This is a genomic window from Campylobacter sp. RM15925 (genome assembly GCF_012978775.1).
GTDB classification, from domain to species: Bacteria; Campylobacterota; Campylobacteria; order Campylobacterales; family Campylobacteraceae; genus Campylobacter_A; species Campylobacter_A canis.
Map to the genome: position 1 here is coordinate 130,909 of NZ_LIWP01000005.1, position 22,692 is coordinate 153,600.

At 35.2% G+C, this 22,692-nt stretch carries 21 protein-coding genes and 2 tRNA genes; 19 read left to right on the forward strand and 4 right to left on the reverse strand.

Features of this window, described 5'->3' with window-relative positions; genetic code table 11:
* The first annotated feature begins 25 nt into the window (after positions 1-25).
* The 7 genes from CDOM15925_RS04630 (at position 26) to CDOM15925_RS04660 (ending at position 7,250) form a co-directional block, all read left to right on the forward strand.
* Positions 26-1,285, forward strand: a complete 1,260-nt coding sequence (locus CDOM15925_RS04630) for an ankyrin repeat domain-containing protein (protein ID WP_169941564.1) — start codon at positions 26-28, stop codon at positions 1,283-1,285.
* A gap of 10 nt (positions 1,286-1,295) precedes the next feature.
* Positions 1,296-2,042, forward strand: a complete 747-nt coding sequence (locus tag CDOM15925_RS04635; RefSeq protein ID WP_169941566.1) for an SDR family NAD(P)-dependent oxidoreductase — start codon at positions 1,296-1,298, stop codon at positions 2,040-2,042.
* Positions 2,043-3,713: a Na+/H+ antiporter NhaC family protein gene (locus CDOM15925_RS04640; protein ID WP_169941568.1), complete on the forward strand. Its 1,671-nt coding sequence runs from the start codon at positions 2,043-2,045 to the stop codon at positions 3,711-3,713. It begins immediately after the preceding gene.
* 1 nt (position 3,714) lies between these two features.
* The gene (gene trmA, locus CDOM15925_RS04645) at positions 3,715-4,830 is read left to right on the forward strand and encodes a tRNA (uridine(54)-C5)-methyltransferase TrmA (protein WP_169941570.1); all 1,116 of its coding nucleotides are present in this window, start codon (positions 3,715-3,717) and stop codon (positions 4,828-4,830) included.
* The gene (locus CDOM15925_RS04650; RefSeq protein ID WP_169941572.1) at positions 4,817-5,221 is read left to right on the forward strand and encodes a CoA-binding protein; all 405 of its coding nucleotides are present in this window, start codon (positions 4,817-4,819) and stop codon (positions 5,219-5,221) included. The genes trmA and CDOM15925_RS04650 overlap by 14 nt, the downstream gene beginning before the upstream one ends.
* On the forward strand, positions 5,205-6,416 hold the full coding sequence (ilvA, locus tag CDOM15925_RS04655) for a threonine ammonia-lyase (protein WP_169941574.1): 1,212 nt from the start codon (positions 5,205-5,207) through the stop codon (positions 6,414-6,416). Before CDOM15925_RS04650 ends, ilvA begins: the two co-directional genes overlap by 17 nt.
* 141 nt (positions 6,417-6,557) lie before the next feature.
* The gene (locus CDOM15925_RS04660; protein ID WP_169941576.1) at positions 6,558-7,250 is read left to right on the forward strand and encodes a DUF4230 domain-containing protein; all 693 of its coding nucleotides are present in this window, start codon (positions 6,558-6,560) and stop codon (positions 7,248-7,250) included.
* A gap of 74 nt (positions 7,251-7,324) precedes the next feature.
* Here the strand turns inward: CDOM15925_RS04660 and hcp are convergent, their stop codons facing one another.
* Positions 7,325-8,659: a hydroxylamine reductase gene (gene hcp, locus CDOM15925_RS04665; RefSeq protein WP_169941579.1), complete on the reverse strand. Its 1,335-nt coding sequence runs from the start codon at positions 8,657-8,659 to the stop codon at positions 7,325-7,327.
* Between the two features lie 229 nt (positions 8,660-8,888).
* On the opposite strand from hcp, the gene CDOM15925_RS04670 reads away from it, so the two are divergent.
* From CDOM15925_RS04670 to CDOM15925_RS04705, 8 genes are all read left to right on the forward strand, one after another.
* Positions 8,889-9,578: an MOSC domain-containing protein gene (locus CDOM15925_RS04670; RefSeq protein WP_169941581.1), complete on the forward strand. Its 690-nt coding sequence runs from the start codon at positions 8,889-8,891 to the stop codon at positions 9,576-9,578.
* 177 nt (positions 9,579-9,755) lie between these two features.
* Positions 9,756-9,830, forward strand: a tRNA-Gln gene (locus tag CDOM15925_RS04675).
* 17 nt (positions 9,831-9,847) lie between these two features.
* Positions 9,848-9,922, forward strand: a tRNA-Met gene (locus CDOM15925_RS04680).
* A gap of 247 nt (positions 9,923-10,169) precedes the next feature.
* A complete protein-coding gene (locus tag CDOM15925_RS04685) occupies positions 10,170-11,408 on the forward strand; it encodes a tyrosine-type recombinase/integrase (protein ID WP_169941583.1) in 1,239 nt (412 codons plus the stop codon).
* Between the two features lie 166 nt (positions 11,409-11,574).
* Entirely contained in the window at positions 11,575-11,724 is a 150-nt protein-coding gene (locus CDOM15925_RS04690) for a hypothetical protein (protein WP_169941585.1), read from the forward strand.
* A gap of 159 nt (positions 11,725-11,883) precedes the next feature.
* A complete protein-coding gene (locus tag CDOM15925_RS04695) occupies positions 11,884-12,489 on the forward strand; it encodes a TonB-dependent receptor plug domain-containing protein (RefSeq protein WP_169941587.1) in 606 nt (201 codons plus the stop codon).
* Positions 12,455-13,867: a TonB-dependent receptor gene (locus tag CDOM15925_RS04700; protein ID WP_169941589.1), complete on the forward strand. Its 1,413-nt coding sequence runs from the start codon at positions 12,455-12,457 to the stop codon at positions 13,865-13,867. The genes CDOM15925_RS04695 and CDOM15925_RS04700 overlap by 35 nt, the downstream gene beginning before the upstream one ends.
* Positions 13,868-13,882: 15 nt before the next feature.
* A complete protein-coding gene (locus CDOM15925_RS04705; RefSeq protein WP_169941591.1) occupies positions 13,883-14,779 on the forward strand; it encodes a DUF4198 domain-containing protein in 897 nt (298 codons plus the stop codon).
* Between the two features lie 719 nt (positions 14,780-15,498).
* Here the strand turns inward: CDOM15925_RS04705 and CDOM15925_RS04710 are convergent.
* From CDOM15925_RS04710 to CDOM15925_RS04720, 3 genes are all read right to left on the reverse strand, one after another.
* Positions 15,499-16,542, reverse strand: a complete 1,044-nt coding sequence (locus CDOM15925_RS04710) for a hypothetical protein (protein WP_169941593.1) — start codon at positions 16,540-16,542, stop codon at positions 15,499-15,501.
* Positions 16,543-16,790: 248 nt separating this feature from the next.
* Positions 16,791-17,072, reverse strand: a complete 282-nt coding sequence (locus CDOM15925_RS04715) for an XRE family transcriptional regulator (protein WP_169941595.1) — start codon at positions 17,070-17,072, stop codon at positions 16,791-16,793.
* Entirely contained in the window at positions 17,062-17,427 is a 366-nt protein-coding gene (locus CDOM15925_RS04720) for a type II toxin-antitoxin system RelE/ParE family toxin (RefSeq protein ID WP_211436673.1), read from the reverse strand. Before CDOM15925_RS04720 ends, CDOM15925_RS04715 begins: the two co-directional genes overlap by 11 nt.
* A 941-nt stretch (positions 17,428-18,368) precedes the next feature.
* Here CDOM15925_RS04720 and CDOM15925_RS04725 point away from each other — a divergent pair.
* From CDOM15925_RS04725 to CDOM15925_RS04745, 4 genes are all read left to right on the forward strand, one after another.
* Positions 18,369-19,424, forward strand: a complete 1,056-nt coding sequence (locus tag CDOM15925_RS04725) for a hypothetical protein (RefSeq protein WP_169941597.1) — start codon at positions 18,369-18,371, stop codon at positions 19,422-19,424.
* A 90-nt stretch (positions 19,425-19,514) separates the two neighbouring features.
* A complete protein-coding gene (locus CDOM15925_RS04730; RefSeq protein WP_169941599.1) occupies positions 19,515-20,384 on the forward strand; it encodes a hypothetical protein in 870 nt (289 codons plus the stop codon).
* A gap of 429 nt (positions 20,385-20,813) precedes the next feature.
* On the forward strand, positions 20,814-21,281 hold the full coding sequence (locus CDOM15925_RS04740; protein ID WP_169941601.1) for a GNAT family N-acetyltransferase: 468 nt from the start codon (positions 20,814-20,816) through the stop codon (positions 21,279-21,281).
* 456 nt (positions 21,282-21,737) lie between these two features.
* Positions 21,738-22,692, forward strand: a 955-nt coding sequence (locus CDOM15925_RS04745; protein ID WP_169941603.1) for a PDC sensor domain-containing protein, incomplete at its 3' end; no start/stop codon positions are given.

Below are 22,692 nucleotides of genomic sequence, written 5' to 3' on the forward strand. Positions count from 1 at the left end.
ATGAATTTGAAATATAAGGTTTGCAATGAAAATTCTTTGGCTACTATTTTTGTTTGCTTGTATTGGATTTGCCGGAATTTATGACGACTCAAAACTTGATTGTGATGAAATTTTAGCTAATAAAACTCAAATTTTTAGCCCGAATTTTAATCCAAACAGCCCTGATTTAAACAGTATTGATTACGGGTGTGCAAATTCTCTTTTAAATATTCCTGCTGTAAACGAGCTTATCGATTTGGCGGTTAAAATTCGCTCGGAGAGCCGCCTTTGCGTAGGGATTATCGCTGAGAAAAACTTAAATAAGTTTAAATTTACCTTGCTTAAAGCGGGAATTTTTCCTGAAATGTATGCAAAGAGTCTTGATGAGCCTTTGATTTATGAGGCTATCCAAGAGCGGGATAGAGCATATTTGCGCTACTGGGGACATCAGAGCATATCGAATTTTTTGCTGCTTAAAGAGTTTAATAAAACCTACAACCTAGCTCTTGATCCGCTTGTAAAACACTACACGAATAACTTTACCATGGATGAAGGAAGTGCGATTTACTATGCGACAAAGGTTGCAAACGAGTTTTTAAAATTTGCCATTAATTCAAAAGAGCGACAAAATGATGCGACAAGACTTGATATAAGCGAGATAGATAAGCGAGTTATAGATCCTAAGTTTTCAAAATACGAGATAAATGAGATGGTATATTCGGGCAAAATTTCTAAAGAGCTGCTTCAAAGCGCTTTTTATACGGCGCTTCTTTACGAAAAAAACGAGGAAATTTTAAGCGAATTTATAAAAATTGGAGCTGAGCTTAATTTGGGATATGAGAATTCATTGTTTTTTTCTCTTAATAATTTAAGCAACGCTAAATTTTTACTCAAAAACGGCGCGGACGTTAATTATCAAAATTTACTCGGACAAACTCCGCTTTTTATGGCTGTTAGGTTAAATGATTTTGAGGCGGTTAAATTTCTTGTTGAAAATAGAGCCGATATCAACGCTAAAACCATTGATTTAAACACTAAACTCGCCTATATATCAAATTTGGGCGAAGCGGTGCCAAGCTATATAAAGCTTTGTGATTTTGAGCATACTTCAAGGACTATCTTTATGGAGGCTGCTGCTAATAGTGATGTTGAAATTTTGGAGTTTTTGGTTGAAAATGGCATAGATACGGACGCGATTGACGATGCTGGATTTAACGCATTTGATTATGCCAGAATGGGAAAAAAAGATATAAATTTACAGTATCTTAACTCAATTGGCTTAAGTTCAAATTTAGAAAATAGATAAGGAGGAGAGAGTGAAACAGACCGCTTTTATCACGGGAGCAACATCGGGCTTTGGTGAAGCTACGGCAAGAGCGCTTGCTAAAGAGGGCTATAAGCTCATACTTTTAGGACGCCGCGAAGATAGGCTCAAACGACTTGCTGCCGAGCTTGGCAATACTCATATCATAGCAGCCGACATAAGAGACAAAGAGAAAATTTTCAGTGAAGTTGCAAATTTGCCGGAGAATTTCAAAGACATAGAAATTCTCGTAAATAACGCAGGGCTTGCGCTTGGACAAGAAAAAACAAACGAAGCAAGTATCGAAGACTTTGAAACGATGATAGATACAAATATCAAAGGGCTTTTATATGTAACCAAGGCTGTTTTGCCGATAATGACGGCTCGCAAAAGCGGCTATATCATAAACTTAGGCTCGGTTGCCGGCGAGTGGCCGTATCCGGGCGGAAATGTCTATGGCGGCACAAAGGCGTTCGTGAAACAGTTTAGCTTTAATCTTAGAAACGATCTGCAAGGTACGGGAATTCGCGTCACTCAAATCGCGCCCGGTATCGCAAAGACCGAATTTAGCCTTGTTAGATTTAAAGGAGATAGCGCAAAAGCCGATGCGGTATATGACAAGACTCAGTTTATCACATCCGAAGATATCGCGCGTATTATAGTTGATTGTATAAATTTACCAAAACACGTAAATATAAATTCGCTTGAAGTTATGGCGACGACGCAGACTTGGGCGGGATTTGCTTTTGAAAGGGAGTAGATGAGATACCTAGCTTTATTTTTACCTATATTGATGTTTGCAGATCCTGCAAAAAATGCCGAATTATTTGGTATATTTACACTTATTCCGCCTGTTGTGGCGATAGTGCTTGCATTTATCACCAAAGATGTTATCTTATCGCTTTTTATAGGTGTATTTAGTGGAACTTATCTGCTAAGCGTTATGAATAACGGTGTGATAATGTCTTTTGTAAAAGGATTTGTCGATATCGTTAAGCGCATAGTAGGCTCAATGGCCGATAGTTGGAACGCAGGCATTATCCTTCAAGTGCTTTGTATAGGTGGCGTGGTAGCTCTTGTAACTAAAATGGGAGGTACAAAAGCGGTTGCTTTATGGCTTAGCAAAAAAGCAAAAACCGGAATTTCGGCTCAAATTTCAACTTGGGTGATGGGGCTTTTTGTCTTTTTTGACGATTATGCAAATGCCCTTATCGTAGGACCTATCATGCGTCCGATAACCGATAAATTTAAAGTCTCAAGAGAAAAGCTTGCTTTTATCATCGACGCAACGGCTGCACCGATAGCAGGTATCGCCATCATATCCACATGGGTCGGACTTGAAATTTCACTCATTAAAAACGGCTACGAGCTAATCGGAATAACGGATATAAACGCGTTTGGAATATTTGTAGAGACAATTCCTTATCGCTTTTATAACCTCTTTATGCTTTTGTTTGTAGTCTGTACGGCAATGATGGGGCGCGAATACGGAAGCATGCTTGCAGCCGAGCGTAGAGCTCGCACGGGAGAGCTTCATTCAAGCAAATCAAGAATGGTTGATATCGAGGATAAGACTCTTGAGCCAAAAGAAGGCATCAAGCTTCAGACATCAAACGCCGTTATACCTATATTGGTTCTTATAATAGGCGCTTTTGTTAGTTTTTATTTTAGCGGGCTTAGTGCGCTTGAGGGCGAAGTTCTTGAAAAGGCTCTTGCAAATCCGCTTACTTTTGAAACGCTTAGAGAGACTTACGGTGCGGCCGATGCTTCAGTAGCGCTTTTCCAATCGGCTCTTTTAGCTACTATAGTGGCGATACTAATTGGCGTTTATAGAAAAATTTTCGGCGTAAAAGAGGCTATTGAGACTTGGGTTAAAGGCTGGAAAACAATGATAGTTACGATTGTTATCTTGCTTCTTGCGTGGTCTTTAAGTTCGGTTATCAAAGAGCTTGGCACGTCAAGGTATCTTGTCGATATGCTTTCAGACGCCACACCTAAATTTATCCTGCCTGCGACTATATTTATACTTGGCTCTTTTATCTCGTTTTCAACGGGAACCAGTTACGGAACGATGGGAATTTTGATGCCTCTTGCCATACCTCTTGCAAATGCCGTCGGTATCAGCAGCGGACTTGAGGGCGATGCGCTTCATGCGTATATGATTATAAATATTTCAGCCGTTCTTACGGGGGCGATATTTGGCGATCACTGCTCTCCGATATCAGATACCACCATCCTTTCCTCAATGGGTGCGGGGTGTAACCACATAGACCACGTCCGCACGCAGATGACCTATGCGCTTAGCGTAAGCGCCATAAGCATACTTGTAGGATATATACCTGCTTCTTTGGGGCTTAGCGTGTGGATAGTGCTTCCGCTTGGGTTTTTAGCGGTATTTTTAACGGTAAGATTTATAGGGCAAAAGGTCTGATTTGACTGCAAGCGAGTGCAAATTTGTAGGAGAGTGCGGAAGTTGCACTCTAAATTTAAGCTATGACGAGCAGGTTGAGTTTAAAAAGAAATTTATAAAAGAAAAATTTAGCGAGTTTTACGGAGGCGAATTTGAGTTTTTCGCCTCCGTGCCGACTTGCTACCGAAGTAGGGCAGAATTTGGTATTTATCACGACAAAGATAAACTAAGCTACTATATGCGTGGCGATAAGCGTAAATTTGTGCTAATTGACGAGTGTTTGAAGGTTGAAGCTAAAATCGCAAATTTAATGCAGCCTCTTTTAAATTTCATCGAAAAAAACGAAAATTTAAAGCATAAACTATTTGGCATCGAGTTTATCTCGACTAAAGATAGCCTGCTTGCTATGCTTTTGTATCACAAGAAGCTTGATGGGCTAAAGAGCGAATTTGATGAGCTTGCAAGCAAATTTGACATATCCGTAATCGCAAGAAGCAGAGGGCAAAAGCTAGTTAGCGGAGATGAAAATTTAAGCGAAAGACTCTATATAGAGGGCAAGGAGTATAAATTTAGCTTTAGCGAAGGAGCTTTCATACAGCCAAACAGAGCCGTAAACGAAAAGATGATATCTTGGGCCAAAGGCTGCGTTCATGGAGCAAACGATCTGCTTGAGATGTATTGTGGTCACGGGAATTTCACTATCCCGCTTGCAAGCGAATTTAATCAAGTTTTGGCAACTGAAATTTCTAAAAAATCGATTGCAAACGCACTTAAAAACTGTGAGCTAAATGAAGTTAAAAATATCAAATTTATAAGAGTTGGTAGCGAAGAGCTTATGCAGGCTTTTGGCGGCGTGCGAGAATTTCGCAGATTAGAAGGCGTAAATTTAAAAGCCTTTAACTTCTCTCACATCCTTGTCGATCCGCCTCGTGCGGGACTTGATATGAGCGTGATAAATTTCATCAAAAACTACGAAAATATCATATACATATCCTGTAATCCCGAAACTTTAAAAGATAATTTAAAAGAGCTTGATAAAAGTCACGAGGCGGTTAAATTTGCGATATTTGATCAGTTTGCAAACACAACTCACATAGAGTGCGGAGTGCTTTTAAGGAGAAGAAGTGCAAATTTATGAAATTTTAAAAACAGCTAAAAACATAGCCATAGTAGGCTTAAGCCCCGATGAGAGCAAGGTTAGTAATGCAGTGGCTAAATTTTTGATAAAAGAGGGGTTTAGGATTTTCCCTATTTATCCGAAAGAGGATGAAATTTTAGGCTTTAAAGTTTATAGAAATTTAAGCGAGATAGATGAAGATATCGACATCGTAGTGATGTTTAGAAAGGGCGAGTTTGCAACCGCTCTTGTTGAAGATGTGATAAAAGTAGGCGCTAAAACGCTTTGGCTTCAGCTTGGTATAACAAACAAAGCGGCCAAAGAGCGCGCAAAAGAAGCGGGTGTGAATTTCGTAGAAGACAGGTGTATAAAAATCGAATTACAAAGGCTAGAAAATGATATCGTTAAATAAAATAATCCAAGCAAAACGCGCCATAAGCGGCTTTGTTTATAAGACGCCGTTTGCGTTTAGTCCTAAGCTTAGCTTGCTAAGCGGAGCGCAAATTTATCTTAAAAAAGAGAATTTGCAACGCACGGGAGCTTACAAGATAAGAGGCGCATACAATAAAATAGCAAATTTAAGCGATGAAGAGCGTGCAAAGGGCGTAGTTGCGGCAAGTGCGGGCAATCACGCTCAAGGCGTAGCTATATGCGCTAGGGAGTTTGGTGCGCCAGCCATCATTGTAATGCCCGAATCAACACCGCTTTTAAAGGTTTCAGGCACAAAGGCTCTTGGTGCGCAAGTGATTTTAAAGGGCGATAACTTCGATGAAGCTTACGAATACGCAAACGAATACGCAAGAGAGCGAGGAATGAGCTTCATACACCCTTTTAGCGACGAATTCGTAATGGCGGGACAGGGCACGGTAGGGCTTGAGATGCTTGATGAAGTCGCCGATCTTGATATGATCATAGTGCCTGTCGGCGGAGGAGGGCTTATAAGCGGTATAGCAAGCTGCGTTAAGCAGGTAAATCCAAACATCAAAGTAATCGGAGTAAGTGCCAAGGGCGCTCCTGCGATGTATGAGAGCTTTAAGGCTAAAAAGAGTAAAAATTCAAAAACCGTTCGGACTATCGCGGACGGTATTGCCGTAAGAGACGCTAGTGAGGTTACTCTTGCGCATATATTAGAGTGCGTTGATGATATAGTTCAGGTTGATGACGAAGAGATAGCAAACGCGATTTTGTTCCTGCTTGAAAATCAAAAGATCATTGTTGAAGGCGCAGGAGCGGTCGGAGTTGCAAGCGTGCTTCACTCAAAAGTGAAATTTGAAAAAGACGCAAAGATCGGTATAGTGCTAAGCGGCGGAAATATCGATGTGCAGATGTTAAATATCATCATCGAAAAGGGTCTTATAAAATCGGCCAGAAAGATGACGATAAAGGTTACTTTGGTTGATAAACCGGGTGCGCTTATGAATCTAACTGATTGCTTAAAAACCGCAAATGCAAATATCGTCAAGATTGATTACGATAGATTTTCTACTAGTCTTGATTATGGCGATGCAAGTATCACAATCACGCTTGAAACTAAGGGCAAAGAGCATCAAGAGATGGTGCGAAACACTCTAAATGAGCATGGGTTTGAATTTACTCAGCTGTTTTAGATAAATTTGGTTTATTGTGCCCGTACGGATTTTAAAGCGGTCAAATTTAAGCAAGCTTTTATCTAAATGCAGAGTATGAGGCGGTAAATTTAACAATCCCTTTACCAAATTTTGATAAAATCGCGCTAAAAGGAGAAAGATATGGTTGATTATGTAATAGTTGCGCTTCTAGTTTTGGTTTTGATCGTATTTGGCGTGATATACAAGATAAATAAGCAGGCTTCAAAAGCGTCAAAAGAGATAAAAAGCGATATAACGAGCGAAATTTCGCAGATAAAATCAATCGGCGAGCTTTCGGTATTTCAAGTTTATAGCAAAGAGATCGTGACAAAGACCGATCACGCGTTTGGAAGCTTTGGCAAGGAGTATCTGCGCTGGCTGGTTAGTGAAAAGAAGCTTTCGATGATATTTGAATTTGAGATAAATTTCATATATGATCTAACAAGTCCTAAGATGGATATCGTAAATACGGCAAACGGCGAATATCTTATAGTAATGCCGCCTTGTAAATATAAATTTTCGATTGCGAATATGAAATTTTATGATGAAAAAAACGGCAAATTCATACCGTTTTTGTTGCCTGATTCGCTAAACGGCTTTTTTGGAAGTACATTTACCGAAGAGGATAAAAACAAGCTCATAACAGAGGCTAGAAACGAGGTTGAGAAGATGTCGGTTAAGCTAATTTCGGAGCTTCAAAACAAAATTCACAAATCGGCTCGCGATACTCTTGAGGCGATTGCAAAAAGCTTTGGTGCAAGGTCGGTTAGGTTTGAATTCCATGATAATGACGAGCCGCTTGACAGACGCTTAAATCTACAAAATGTAGCCTGAATTTAGCCCGTTGGTTTAGTGAAGCGGGCTAAAATTTAAAAATTTAAGGAGAGTTTTAACCCTCCTTTTTTATTTTACTCTCCCAAATATTTTTTAAGATCGGCTTTAGCGTCGCCGCTTATTAATCCAAGATTGTAATTTTGCACTAAGAAATTTAAAATTTCCTCGTTCATAAACTCAGGCAGACTTGGTCCCACGTGGATATTTTTAACTCCGAGATATAAAAGTGCAAAGAGTATGATGATAGCTTTTTGCTCCATCCACATAAGCACGATAGAAACAGGCAAGTCGTTTACCGCTATGCCTGTAGCTTCGCTAAGAGCTAGAGCGATTTTAACGGCGCCGTTGCTGTCGTTGCACTGTCCAAGATCAAGATAGCGCGGAATTTGCGTGTCTTCGATGAAGCCAAAATCAATGTCGTTAAATCTGAATTTGCCGCAGCTTGAAGTAAGTATCACGCAGTCTTTTGGCAAGCTTAAGGCAAGTTCTCGGTAGTATTCGCGGTCTTTTCCCGGTGCGTCACAGCCTGCTATAACGAAAAATCGGCGAATTTTGCATTCTGTTACCGCCTTTAAGATTTCACCCGCCATAGGTAAAATCGCCTTGTAATGATGACCCGTGTTTATAACCTCATCGCTATCAAATCCGCTTATATCAGGAAGGCTTAGCGCTTTTTCGATCACAGGGGTAAAATCATCGCCGTTAATATGCGTTACGCCGTCAGTGCCTGCGATATCGTATCCAAATAGCCTATCTGAGTATGTACAGGATGAGCGAAGTGGAACTATGCAGTTGGTACTCATTATGATAGCACCTTGCCAAGCGTTAAATAGCTTAGTCTGATCAAACCAAGCCTTGCCGATATTGCCTTTAAGGTGCGGATATTTGCGTAGCTCAGGATATCCGTGCGCAGGAAGCATCTCTGAGTGAGTGTAGATATTTACGCCCTTGTCTTTTGTCTGCTCAAGTAGCTCTTTAAGCATATGAAGGTTGTGCCCGCTAACCAAGATCGCTTTGCCCTCGGCTTTGTTTTGTGTTACTTTAACGGGACTTGGCACGCCGTAAGTGCTGGTGTGTGCATCTGAAAGCAGATCCATTACCTCAACTCCTGCTTTGCCGACTTTTAAAATTTGCTCGATATGCTCCTCAAAATTAAAATTCATATTTGTAAGCGTGAAATAAAGTGTCTGCGCGATCACGTCATCTACGTTTTTGGTGTTTGCGCCAAGCTCGTTTGCATGGTGACGATATGCGCTCATGCCTTTAAGCCCAAATATCATCATATCTTGAAGTCTAGCCTTCGTGCTATCCTTGCCGCAGGTTCCTTTATCTTGCCCTTTTGAGCCGCATCCGTTTGGAGCGCTCATCTCACACTGGTAACAAAACATCTTTTGATCTATCGAACTCATCTTATATCCTTTCTTTGGTTGAAATTTGCTAAAATTGTATTGAATTATCAAAATTTAAGTGTTGATACGTATCAACGCCCAGTGATTTTGAGAATAAACAATGACTCAAATTTCGATTAAAACGTTTGCAAGCAATGTCTGGACGGATGGCAGTGTCTTTTTAGATGTTATTATCCATAGCTTATTTTTGATTATTCGGTGTCAAAAGAAATTTTATAAAAGGTATAAAATGGCAATTGTAAAAGCCTTGCTGATAGGTAAAGTTAAAACTTACGGAGATGTAAACTCAAATGATCCGCTTAATAAAATTTGGCAAAGCGCGATATTTAAAACGGCGACAAATGATGAAATTTATGCAGATAAATTTGGCTTTAAAGGTGATGATGTGGCCGATAAGGTGCATCACGGAGGAGAGCAAAAGGCTATATTTGCAAATTCTTACGAAAATTATCCTGTGTGGAGTGAGTTTTTGGGTTTTGCAAATTTGCCATTTGGCGCAATGGGAGAAAATTTAACCATATCAGGACTTCATGAAAATGACGTTTTTATCGGTGATGTGCATAAGATAGGCTCGCTTGTGCTTGAAGTAAGCCAGCCTAGAAAACCTTGTTTTAAGCTATCAAAACGCTGGATGAATGCCGGCATAGCAAAAGAAATTTTTAGAAGTGGGCTTAGCGGATGGTATTATAGAGTACTTGAAGCCGGTTCTTGCAAAGCGGGTGATAGTGTGGATATGATTTTTAGAGATAGTGGCTCCATGAGTGTGAGTGATGTAAATCGCGTATTTTATGCGCCCAAGGAAAATGCTCATTTGATCGATAAATTTATGAATTTAAAAGCTTTAAGCGCAGGTTGGCAAGATGATATAAAAAGACGTATCGAAGGGATTTACGATACATCTTATATGGATAAAATTTAGTTATTTAAGTTTGATTTATTTGATTTTGGGGGTGTTGTTGAGATTGAAATTTAGAAGATTATCTCTGTCAGTGCTACTTTAAAGCGGAGAAAATTATCTTAACTTTAGCTATTTTAGCCGTTTGTATCTTGACAAAAAACGAAAAAATGAATATAATCACGTTTTCTTATTTGGTATTGGGGTATCGCCAAGCGGTAAGGCATCAGGTTTTGGTCCTGACATTCAGAGGTTCGAATCCTCTTACCCCATCCAATTCAACCTTATATTGACGCAGAATAGAGCAGTGGTAGCTCGTCGGGCTCATAACCCGAAGGTCGGGGGTTCAAATCCCTCTTCTGCAACCAAGTAACTTTTTCTACCTTTTTCTCTTAAGTTTTTAACTTTTTCCAAAACTTTCTAAAACTACGATATTTTCAGCTTTTAAACTATTGTATCAATACTATTTTTAGCTTAAACTTTTCTTTATTTTTCCTTAAATTTCATATTTTTGGTATAATTTTCCAAAAAAAAGTGAGTCATATGTGAGTCACTATAAATCTACTGACTCACCTAAAAGTGAGTCACTTGTGAGTCATTTATAAAAGGAATGATATGCCACAAATCATAGAGATAAGCACTGAAAAAGAAATAATGTCTATTGAAGCAGATGAAAATAGAAAATCCGTTAGCGTTAAAGGTGTTAAGGGGCTAAAACTATTTATTTTTCCATCCGGCAAGAAAATTTTTAAAATCAAATACCGTAATGAAAGCGGTGTATATACGACCACGGTTATTGGAGAGTGGGTAAAGGGCATATATGGGATAAAAGAAGCCATAAGAGATTCAGCACCTTATTTGTCAAAAATTTCTGCCAATGAACCGATTGCAAAAGATGCTATTAGAACTTTTAATGATATATGGCTTAGATACAAAACTCATGTAAATAGTACTAAAGCTGAGCTAAAGACACTTCAGCGTTTTATGAATCAATTTGAAAATTTGTTATTACCTGAAATTAAAAATATGGAGATATCACTTATTAGAGACACTGTAAAGGCTAGGCCGATTTTTTTAAGAATTTTAAAATCTTTACAAACTGAGAATAATCCGCGAACAAATACTGTCAATAAAATATTAAATAGGCTTAATCAGATATTTGATTACGCTGTTATTAATGGATTGCTAGCCAATAATCCAACTAGAATCATATCTCAAAATTTCAGTAAACATTTCATTATAAAAAAACAGATCCCAAGAAAAGCGATTCTGGATATTGACCACTTATCACATTTTTTAAAGTCTATTGATGAGTATTGGGGAGATATAAATGTTCCGCTTTGTATGAAATGGACTATTTTATTTGCGGTGCGCCCTTCAAATGCTAGAGAGGCTAGGTGGAAGGATATTAATTTTGACAAAAAAGAGTGGAAAATAGAAGGTATAAATATGAAAATGGGCGAGGATTTCATATTGCCACTAACTGATACGGCAATAAAATTTTTAAGGTCTCTTCCAACTTATGGTAAAAATGAGGAATTTCTTTTTAGAGGTGCAAATGCCGGTAAGCCCATGAGCGATAACACAATGAGAATGGCGGTAATTAGGCTAGGTTTTAAGGGGGTTGTGGATATGCATGGCTTTAGATCAACTTTTCAAACGCTTATGAGTGAACTAAACTATACTGAAAAGTTAGGTTTTAGTGAGCAGGTGCTATCGCTATGCCTTGATCATCAACTAAGACACAAGGTAAAATCAGATAAGGCCTATAACCGTGCAAAATATGAGCAAGGCAAGCGTGATGTATTTGAATATTGGCACAAATTTTTAGTAAAATGGGGCTTAAAAATTTAAAAATAATGAAAATCTTACACACTACCGATCTGCATTTTAGGTATCTTATATCCCTCTCGCTCAAGAGAGAGAAAGACCATTCATAAATATAATTGAGTTGGATTTTTGAGAGAGCGAATCCGTAGAGAGAGTATGATATACTTTTGAAAAAAAGAGGAATAAAAACATGAAAAACAAAAAAACTAAGAAAGATAAGCCACAAACAAAAGGCAGGATGATTTATGATGAGGAGTTTGAGAAAATACGTGCTGATGGATTGAAAAAGCTTATGAAACCTGAAATGTTGGCGATTTTTAAGAGATTAGCAAAAAGCTAATCAAATTTCTCTCCAGACTCCTTTTTATTACGAATTTACAACTTTTTATTCAAAAAAGTAATCTTCTATTAAAATATTTTATAAATCTTAAAGAAACTTTTAGTATAGTTTTAATATTTATGATTATTATTATTAAAATTCTTATAAAAGGAGGACTATATGAGAAATTCGTTTGAAAAAGCCTTTGCTTTTTCTATTCTAACCGCTGCTGCTGTTTTGCAAGTTAACGCTGCAGAAGCAAACACAAAACCTGCTAAAGTAGCATTGGATGAAGTTACGGTAACGGCTACTAAAACGCCGATAAAGGTTGAAGAAGTTCCGGCTAATGTGAGCATAACCACCAGTGATGATATTAAGGCAAAAGCTTCTGCAACAGATGCATATAAAGCAATTAAACATATGGCAGGAGTTGAGCCTATGGGCGGAGGAATGGCAGAAAGTTTATATATTCGCGGTAAAACCCCATCTGTTCTAAGTAATGGTAGAGATATGAATTTTTTTTCGGACATAGCAAATAATCCTTCTTTGTCTATGAACTCAATTGAGCGAATTGAGGTATTAAAAGGTCCTCAAGCAGCAATTCACGGTGCTAAAGCAACCTCAGGTGTTGTAAATATCATCAGAAAAAAAGGCGATGTTGATAATCCTTTTATAGAAACTGGGGTATTTGCAGGCACAGGAAAACAATTTGGAGCAAATCTTAGCCTTGGTGGAGGCACTAATTTTAATAGTGGGGGGGGGGAATTCGCTCACTTACTTTCTTGATATAGCTTCATCTAAACAAGATAAATACAAAACTCCAAAAGGCACTATTCCTCATACCGAAAAAGATCAAAAAAATATATTTGCACGTGTTGATTATGCCTTTGCCGATAGCCATGAGATAAGCTTTGATTTTACACAAGATAAAAGTGATAAGACACAAGGCTGGTATGGCTCATATTATAATCAAAACGATTGGAGCAATATCTACAACAATATATATGATACCAAAAGCGGATTTTTAACCTATGAGGGTAAATTTAGTGAAATGTTTTCGCTATATTCCAACTTAGGGATCATAAAGCGAACGTTTGATATGACTTACGGTTCCAATACAAAACCCGAAGATTTTTTTGCAAAACAGGTCAATGCTATTTATAAAGAAAAAGCATTACAAGGCGAAATCAGAGGCACAATAAATTGGCTAGAAGATGAAAAACTTAGAAATATAATCGGTTTGCAGTATAAAAAAGTCGATATGAATGCAAGAAATTATGAATTTGAAAAACCAAGCCCTAGTATGGATTTTGATAAAAGCGAGAAAAATGTCTCTCCTTTTGCTCAAATAGAGTATAAGCCTATCCCTTACGCTCTTTTTGTGGCAGGAATTCGTCACGATAGCTATGATACTGCAGGTAAAAAGATGAAAGCTACCAGCCCAAATTTTGGTATCTCTATATTCCCTTTTGCAGGCACAGAGTATGATTATACTACTCTTTGGGCAGGATATAGTAAGGCGTTTAATACGCCTAGCGCACCGCAAAGATATCTACCTAAATTCTTGGGAGGGAATCCTGATTTGAAGCCTGAGAAAGCAAAAGGCTATGAAATAGGATTAAAACAACGCCTTAGTGATTGGGGAAATCTGGAAGTAAGTTATTACAATACCGACTATAAAGACCAAATAAGACTTATACTACTTCCTAACAATGAATGGTTATATTTTAACGAAGGAAATTCAAAAGTAAGAGGATTTGAAATTTCAAGTGAATTTTATCCGATCGATTGGCTAATCCTAAATTTAGCATATTCAAACTCAAAAACTAAAAACGCCGAGGGTAAGAGGTTATACGGAACGCCTGATAGAAGCTTAAAATACGGTGCAACTATAGTAGATTTGGCTGGATTTGATTTTTCAATTCAAGCTACAAATGCTTTGGACTTGAAAATTAGCGATGGTTCAAAACATCCTAGCCAAAACAAAACCATCGTCGATGCAAAACTTAGCTATAGATATGAACTTGGTGGATTTACTCTAACTCCATTTGTAGAGGTTGAAAACCTAGCCGATAAGCTTTATTATAGCCTTGGTGGCGAATCATCGATAAACGAAGGTCGAGTTTGGAGAGCGGGTCTTAACCTAAAATATGATTTTAAATGATATTAAAGGAAAACAATGAAAAAGATGATTTTTAGCATAATAGCATTATGTGCTATGGCTTTTGGTTTAAAAGCTCATGATTTTTTTATAAATTTAAGTGAATCAATGGAACATAAGCCCGGAAGCATAGGTGTAAATATAGGCTGGGGTCATGCCTTGCCTTTTGATGATTTCTTTATGGGAAACAGTTTAGAGAAATATGAAATTTATGATCCGAATATGAAAAAGACGGAGTTTAAATTTGATAAAACTGCCAACGAAGGTATTGAAACAAGAGTTTATCAAGAAAAACCTAGTAAAGATTTTCCTGAAGCTTTGGTTTTTAACGGAGATATGCTTGCAAATAAAGTTTATTTTACAGATACTTCAGCAAAAGGTGTATATCAAGTAGCTGCAGCAACAAGAAACGTTCAATTCTCTACTTGGAAAGATGAAAAAGGTAGAGAAAAATGGGGCAGAATTTATCTAAATGAGATAAAGAGCGCAAAAGAAATTTCAATGTCTTTGAATTTTCAAAGTTTTGCTAAGGCTTATGTAAGTGTAAGCGAATGGAAAAAACCAAAACCAATAGGGCATGATCTTGAAATAATCCCTATTAGTGACTTAAGCAATTTAAAAGTAGGTGATGAAGTAGAGTTTGAGGTTTTGTTTATGGGCGAACTTTTAAATGAAAAAATAAACGGTATGCCGATCACAATTAAAGCTTATGGCGAGCAAAGCGGAGCAGGATTTATAGGTTCTTACGTCAATAGTAGTGGTAAAACTAAATTTCGCGTAACCTCTAGCGGTAGATGGCTTGCAGTAGTAAATCTAAGAAAAGACATAAATGAAAAAATAGCCCCTGAGCTAGTCGGAAAAGCTTTACAAAAAGGCTATAATGCCACTGTAACCTTTTTTGTAAAAGAAAAATAAATTAAAATTGTTTTAGCCCATAAAGCTATGGGCTAAATTTTTGCTTCCTTAAGAAAAATCTATAACAAAATGACCAATATTAAGTAAAAGGCTGTAAAAATTGAGTTAATCGCCCCCGAAGGGGGCTTATAAGAATATTACGTAAAGGTTTTTCTCTTCACTGCAGAGAGAAGCCCAGAAGGGCTAACAAAAATTAAAAAAACCGAGATTTTTTTGAGAAACTTGAGTGTTTCAATGCCCTATGGGCTAACTAACTCGGTTATTGTTGTGTTACAATGCCCTAAGGGCTAACTGAATGCAAAAATTTTTGCATTTTTTAAAATTTTTATATTTAAATGCTCTATGAGCTAACAAGGGAGGCTAACGGGATCTGTTTTGTTAGCCTCTGGTTTTATGTCTACCTGTGTTGTCTTACGACCCTAGTTCGCTATACCATCTCCATCTTTCGAAGGGATAGTGGTACTATACCGGGAAAACCTTAAATTTAAATTAATACAAATCAAATTCTCTCTAGCCCTTGTCAAACGTGGATTTCAGAGAATTGAGAGAGTAAAAATATGAGAAAATTTTGCTCTCTCTTGCAAAAAAACAACAAAATAAGGATAAAAACCCAAAAATTTAAGTAAAAGGAGGTTTTGGGTATGAGAGAATTTTATCATCATTTTTTCTAAATTTGAAGTGAAAGTATTAAAAAATAATTTCCTGCAAAATTTTTATTTTTATATCAATCCTATTTCAGTAGGTACCTCAGATATATTATAATAATAATCTTGATTAGACTCTGGAACGCCAGCTATTCGTATCATTACATCTGTTTCAAGATTTAGATTATCATCATATGTCTCCGGAGTATCTTCTGTTTTGTTTATAAGAACATATCTATGACCCGGTTCATTATACCTACCAATCTGAAATTCGACTACCGCACCGGGTGTTAATAATGGTAGCCAACCTTTGTTCGGGTTTAAAACATGCTGAATACCAGTTCCAGAAGTATCTCGATGATGACCGATTGCCTCTATATCAATGCCATCGATGCTAATAATATCCGGCATTTTATCTAGGTTAATTATTCCAGTTTTGTTGCTATGTATAACTAATTTTGAAAATTCGCTTTTAGTTTCTTTATGTTTTTCTTCTCTCGCCTTGGAAAATATAGGATATTGAGCGGCTGTGGCTACCTCCCAATGGTAACCATCTTTGTTTTGTGGTTTTGGTGTCCCACCAGCAACTTCTCTAACCAAGTTATCTATGTCGGCTACAGTAGAGTTAGCCTTGACTTTATTTACAGCGTCTATAAATGGCTTTAGTTCATTAACTTTAACTTCACTTTTGACAGCATCCGCTATTTTATCAGAAAGCATGACTTTATTCTTAAATAGTTTTGCCGCATTTAAATTCTCATATTTTTTATCATATATAGATTGGATCATACTAGCAGATACTTCACCTTTTGTATATTTGTTACTATTTAGTAGTTCTGTCCAATATTCAATACCAGCTTTATCTACTTCCATACCTTTATTATTTTCATAATATGACTTATTTAGGGTGTTTTCATAAATAAAGTTAATGAATTTAAAGTTATCATTAAGAGTATCGCCAAAATACTTTTTTGCAGCTAAAGTGGCAAGCATATCATCTGCTATTTGTGACATACTCTTATTTGCTGATTGACTTATCCAATATTGATTGCCTAAGCTCTCACTCGCCCTACCGAACAAACTTACATACAACGATGATACATTTGACTTTGTTAACATAGATTTTCCTTAACGTTAAAATAAAAATAATTACATAATAATATAAATATTTATTGTATCATAATTTGACCGAACATTATATTAAAATTATAATTAATCTATAGTGTTTTTTATATTTTTTCTAAAACTTATAGTCGCAATTAACTCAATACTTTTATCAATATGCAATATATAGACTAAGAATAAATTGTTTGAACAATAGAGGCAAGAATCAAATTAAAAAAATACTTATTATTCACTTATTAACATCAAATAATAGCTATGCTTAATTTCTTGCCAAGTACGTTAGCAGCTGATACAAGAGTATTTAACGTAAGAGAGCTATTCGTAGGGCTTAGCATCCTATCTACTACACTACGGCTTGTTTTCATAAGTTGAGCCATCTTTGTTTTAGTAATTTTTTGAGTTTTCATCTCTTCTTGAATTTGATAAGCTATAACTCTTTTAATGGCAGTATCTAATACCTCTTCATATATACCATCTTCTTTTAAAAACTCTTCAAAGCTACTTCCAATATGTTTATTCTTCATCTAAATCTCCTAAATTTATATTTTTAAGTCTTTCTATCGCCTTGTCTATATCTTTTTGCGGTGTTTTTTGATCTTTCTTTATAAATCCATGAAGCAAAATCATATAATCTTTATAAATAGTAAAGATGACTCTAGCTATTTTGTCACTAGACAGATCGCTTCTCACCTCCCACAGTTTATATTTGCTGTTTAATTTTTTCACTAAAGGCATTCCTATAGGATAACCAAATTCAACTTCTTGTATATCCATACCAATTATTTTTCTATCTTCTTTATCAAGAGATAGTAGCCACTCTTTAACCGGTTCATTGCCAAGAGAAGTTTTATAAAAATATACATCAACTATCTTTTGCAAGTAAATCTTTCTTGTTTTTTATATAATTGTATCTAAAAAGATACAGAAAATCAAGATAAAAAACAAATTTTTAAGATAGGCAAAGAATAAGATATTTGACTAATTATAAAGCCCTAAAATATGGCATTTTATTAAAGATAAAAAACATATCATTTTTTTAATATCATTTAAAGCCCTAGATTTAGGGATTTAACATATTTTTGTAATTTTACCTTTTGAAAACCGATTGAAAAATTTAGGAAATTTAACAAAAACTTTTCCGATTTTTTCCATTTTATTTCTAAAGATTTCAAATTTTATGTCATTTTATTCCGATAAAAGTGAGACAAAAGTGAGACACTAACGATTTTTTAGTAAGCTTAAAGTGCCTAAAGTTCGGTATTTAGTCAAATTCCGTTCGCTTCCAGCATCCGGAGCCATTTCCTTTCAGTTCCATTTTTTTCTTTATTTTTCCGTTTTATTCTTTTTCTTTCCAAAAAGTTCTTAAAAAGCCTTAAATATGAGCTTATAATCAACTATTTTTCTTTGATTTTTGATCTATTTTTGCTTAAATTTTTCTTATTTTTTCCTTAAATTTCTTATTGATTCTATTCTATTCCGAAAAAAAGTGTGTCGAATTTGTGTCGCTACGCTTTATACTCTTAGCGACACACTTTTATATTAAATCTATTATAAGACAGTTGTATTGATATCTATGGTTTAAATAAAACTATTGTTTACTTTTTAGTTGCTGGTTCTAATCCAAACGATGACTTATAAAGTCAGTTATAATTTATCACTATATATGACTATCAATGTATCTTGAGTTTATCTCTGTTTGTCATAAGACTAAGTTAGATACTTTAAGACTCCATTAAAGTTGTCAGTAATAAAATATTACTATTATAAAAAAGCTTTTTATGTTTAATTTAAATTTGCATATAACTTTTTAAAGGACTGATATGCATCCCGCAACTCCTTTTTTTATAATCCTAATACTTCTTATCGTAACTTTCTTTATGGCTTTAATCAGACCCAAAGGCATACGTAAGCTAAGAGCGCTTCTTATATGGTTTTTAGTGTTTTTTGGAGATTTGTTGGTAATTTGGATTGTTGGTTATTATTATAGCTATAAGTATGCAAATATAAATATCTATGACGAGCCTAGTATAAATGCTTATTATTTGGGAGAGAGTAAAATTATGAAGGATAACATATACAATTTCCCCGTATTATATCCTACTACAACTAGATTATTCAATTTTCCCGAAAACGTAACCGATGCAAATTTTATCTCTTTAATGAACGGCTATGTGGATTTTATAGACTATAAGGAAAAAAGCGAAAACAATGCCACAAACGGTAAGTATTTTAGAATTTATCTTGATAATGATGGAGCCAAAGAGTGTTATTTGTCCACTAAGATAAGCGTTAAAACCTTTTTAAAAAACATCTCAAACAGCCTAATAACTCCTGATGAGCTAGAAACATTTTATAACGAACTACATTCAAGCAAAAAAGACGAAAAACAAATTATTAAGGATGTAGAGATACTAATTCAAGATAGAAATAAATCAATAACGGATACAAAAATACCTAAAGAAGTGATAGATTTCATAAAAGACGGAATGAAAAGTCTCAAAGAGATATACAAAGGCAAATGTATAGCCCGTAAAGAAATTTCAGAAGATGAGATAGCTTCTATTGAGATTTTGACCGAAGATCCTCATAGTCGACCGATGGAACTTAAACCTAATATAACAACTGTATTTGATAATTTACTCGGGATAGAATTTAACTATGGAGGAATTATAAAAGATAGAAACACAGGCAAGATATTGGCGGATAATATATATGGAGATTTTAGATATCAAGGAATATTTGGAGAGAGTCTTATAAAAGCAGTTGGTAGTCAATCAAGAAGTTCTTCAACCCGCTGTGACGGTGGTAAGAAGTATCATTTAGAAGAGTGCAATACTAAACTAATAACAGAATTTTTTAGAAAGGATAAGAGATGAGAAAGTTTGAAGTGTTAAAGACTTATTGGGCTTGTTGTAATATCCTTGCAAATTTTAGTAACTCTTATAGTATACGTAAAGACAGCATAAATGAATAACACGTTAAATAAGATTAAAATTTTAATCTTCGGCCTTAAATTTAAAAAGACTATTTGGATTGTCCTTTTAATAGTTTTTGTTTTATCGGTTGTGCTTGTAAGGGTTGTGCCGGATTATTCCGCAAAGCTTGGATTTAAAATAATAGATATATCTGATTATAACAAATACAAGCAAGGATATTGCCTTAAAGAAAATAGAATTTTAAGCAAAGAAGAGCTACTTCAAAATTTGGCTATAAATTATTTTAAAAGATATCACGACTATGAGGTTCTGCGAAATACCATTATCGACGAGCATGATATGAAAAATTTCGGCTCTAGGTTTTATAAGGCGAGCATCTCTAAGCTCTACCTAATCGGCGATTTTAATGAAGAAAATTGGTTTGATTTTTTGGTTGAAAATACCGACAGAAAGAGTTTTGATTACGAGATAAAAGATAAAAAGCAAATAAATATATCCGATCTATCTAAATATTTTATATATAAGAATGAAATTCTAGGCTTTAGACAGCCTATCATCTTATCGGAAGAGAAAAATCCGCTTCATGGTGGAAAAATGTTTTTAGAAAAATCATTTTTAATTAAAGAAAATCAATTTTTTGTGAATTATGCTAGACCTGGTTATATAAGTTGGTATATCGAGCTTAACCATAAAGAAGATTTAATAAAAATTAAAAACAAAGAAAATTTAATGCGAATAAAAAGCGGATATGAGAGTTTGGAAAACTTTAACGAAGTCTTGGCTTATACTCATATGAAACATTTGCGACGTAAATTCTTATATGATAATTGTGGAAATATAAATTTTAATATCAAAGCTCCGGCAGAGCAAGAGCTGGATATGTGGATTCACGGCGGATAAAGTTAGTTGAAACTTTATCTTAACAAAAATAAATCAATCAAGGCATCTTTGATAGTATAAGCAGTGACGGTTATTGGAAGTAAAAATTTCTTTATAGACGCAAATGCCATAATAGAGACATTCCAAATTAACAATTATTGGACGGTAACTGCCCAGTCCATATATAAAAAATTCGGTAAAACATATCCGATCACAAACGAAACTCCTAACTCAGAGCCTCTAGGTTTATTAGGAACTCCTAATCAAACTGATGATACCGGCTTAAACACTAACACATCTGAGCTATAAGGATAATATAACCCAAAGAGAATAAAATATTCTCTTTGGGTATCTCTAGAATAGACGAAAAACATCGACTGGTATTTAGACTAACCGATCAAGATATCATAGAGATAGCTCAATGTAAAACACATTATGGAGATAAATAAAATGCTAACCCTATACATTCCAAAACTTCAAGATTTATGGTTTAGAGAAAAGATGTTAAATGATGAAAAGACAATGGAGTATAATCGCTCTTGGGGAGGTACGATTCCCTTTCCTAGTCATCAATGGGAACAATGGCATAATAAATGGATATCAGATAAAGATAACAGATATTTTTACAGATATATACAAAAAGAGAATGAATTTATAGGTGAAATAGCTTATCACTTTGATAATAAAAGAAGTATATATGTTACAAACGTTATCATATATGCACCTTACCGTAAAAAAGGATATGGAAAGATAGCATTAACGCTATTATGCAAAAAAGCAAAAGATAACGGTATCAAAGAGATATATGATGATATAGCAATAGATAATCCGGCAATAAACTTATTTCTAAGTTGCGGATTTAAAGAAGAGTATAGAACAACTGAGTATGTTATGTTAAAAAAGATATTGGTTGATTAATTAAGAAAACCATATATCTTACATCCCTAAAAACAGTTATTCTAACTTTTTCTATCTTTTTCCTTTTTTAAACTAATTTATTCTAAAAAGTTCCCAAAAAAAGTGAGTCAGATGTGAGTCACTTAAAAATTTAATTAAACAAAATCCCTATAATACAGCATTTAATAGGCTTATTCTGTTCCCTCTTCTGCAACCAAACTCCCATATTTTTAAATCAAAAAATCTATTTTATCTTTTAATTTGAATTAGCTTATACTGCAAGAATAAAGTATTGTATATAAAAATTAAATCTTATAAAACGCTTTTCAAAAATTGATATTATAAATTAAAATAAAATAATATATAAACAATTAAAAATTTATTTTTAATAAATTTTTACAACCTCTATAGTATAATCCCAAAATTCTATTTTTAAGTTTAAATAAAGCTAATCACAAAAGGGAGGGAGATTGTTTTATGTTTAGTAGAGTTTCAAATAAAATCGCGACAATTATATTTGTTTTGCTTACCGCATCTTTTCTTACGTTTGCATTTTTGAGCTATAGGCAAACTACGCTGGCTATGATAGGACTATCTGAAAAGTCAAAAGAGGCGATTACTCTTTCAGGAGGGCTTTTTATAGAGGAGTATGTAAGCTCAAGAGTGGATGCGGTAGAGAATTTTATCTATTATTTGCAAAAAAATCCCGAATTTTTCTCGGATAAAGAGGCTTTAAAGGCAAATTTTGGAGATCTTATAGCCGTTGCTAAGCTTGATGCTCTTTTTATAGGGTTTGATGATGACGGTTCGCTTATAAATGCCTTCTTTGAAAAGGGATCAAGGGAGCCAAAATACGAAATTTTAAGCTTTGAAAAAGACGGATATGACTCAAGAAGTCGTGATTGGTATAAGGTTGCTAAGGCTGATAAGATATTTGCAACGGAGCCTTATTTGGATCCGGGAAGCAATAAAATAGTATCTAGCTTTGTAAAGCAAATTCTTATAAACGGTAAGGTTATGGGCGTAGTTGGAGCCGATGTGGATCTTTCTATGCTTGGAGATACCTTGGTGAAAATGAAAGACAGCAATACGGGTGTTTTAAGCCTGGTTGATCTGGATAGTTCAAAGCTGGTATATCACACAAATAAAAATTTGATAATGTCTGATTCCGAACCTGCAAAAAGAGCGGTTGGTCTTTTGCAAAATGAGTTTAAAAAATACGGAGAAAAGGCGTTTGAATTTGAATACGAAGGAGTAAGAAAAGTAGGTGCTTGCAAAAGATACGATCTTGCTAATTGGCTTGTGTGTTCTTCAAACGAATTTAGCGATTATGATGAGACTTTAAATGCAGTTTTGAAAAATCAAACAATTCTTTCTGTACTATTTATCACGGTGATTGTTGGAATTTTGGTTTTTGCTATATCTAAATTTC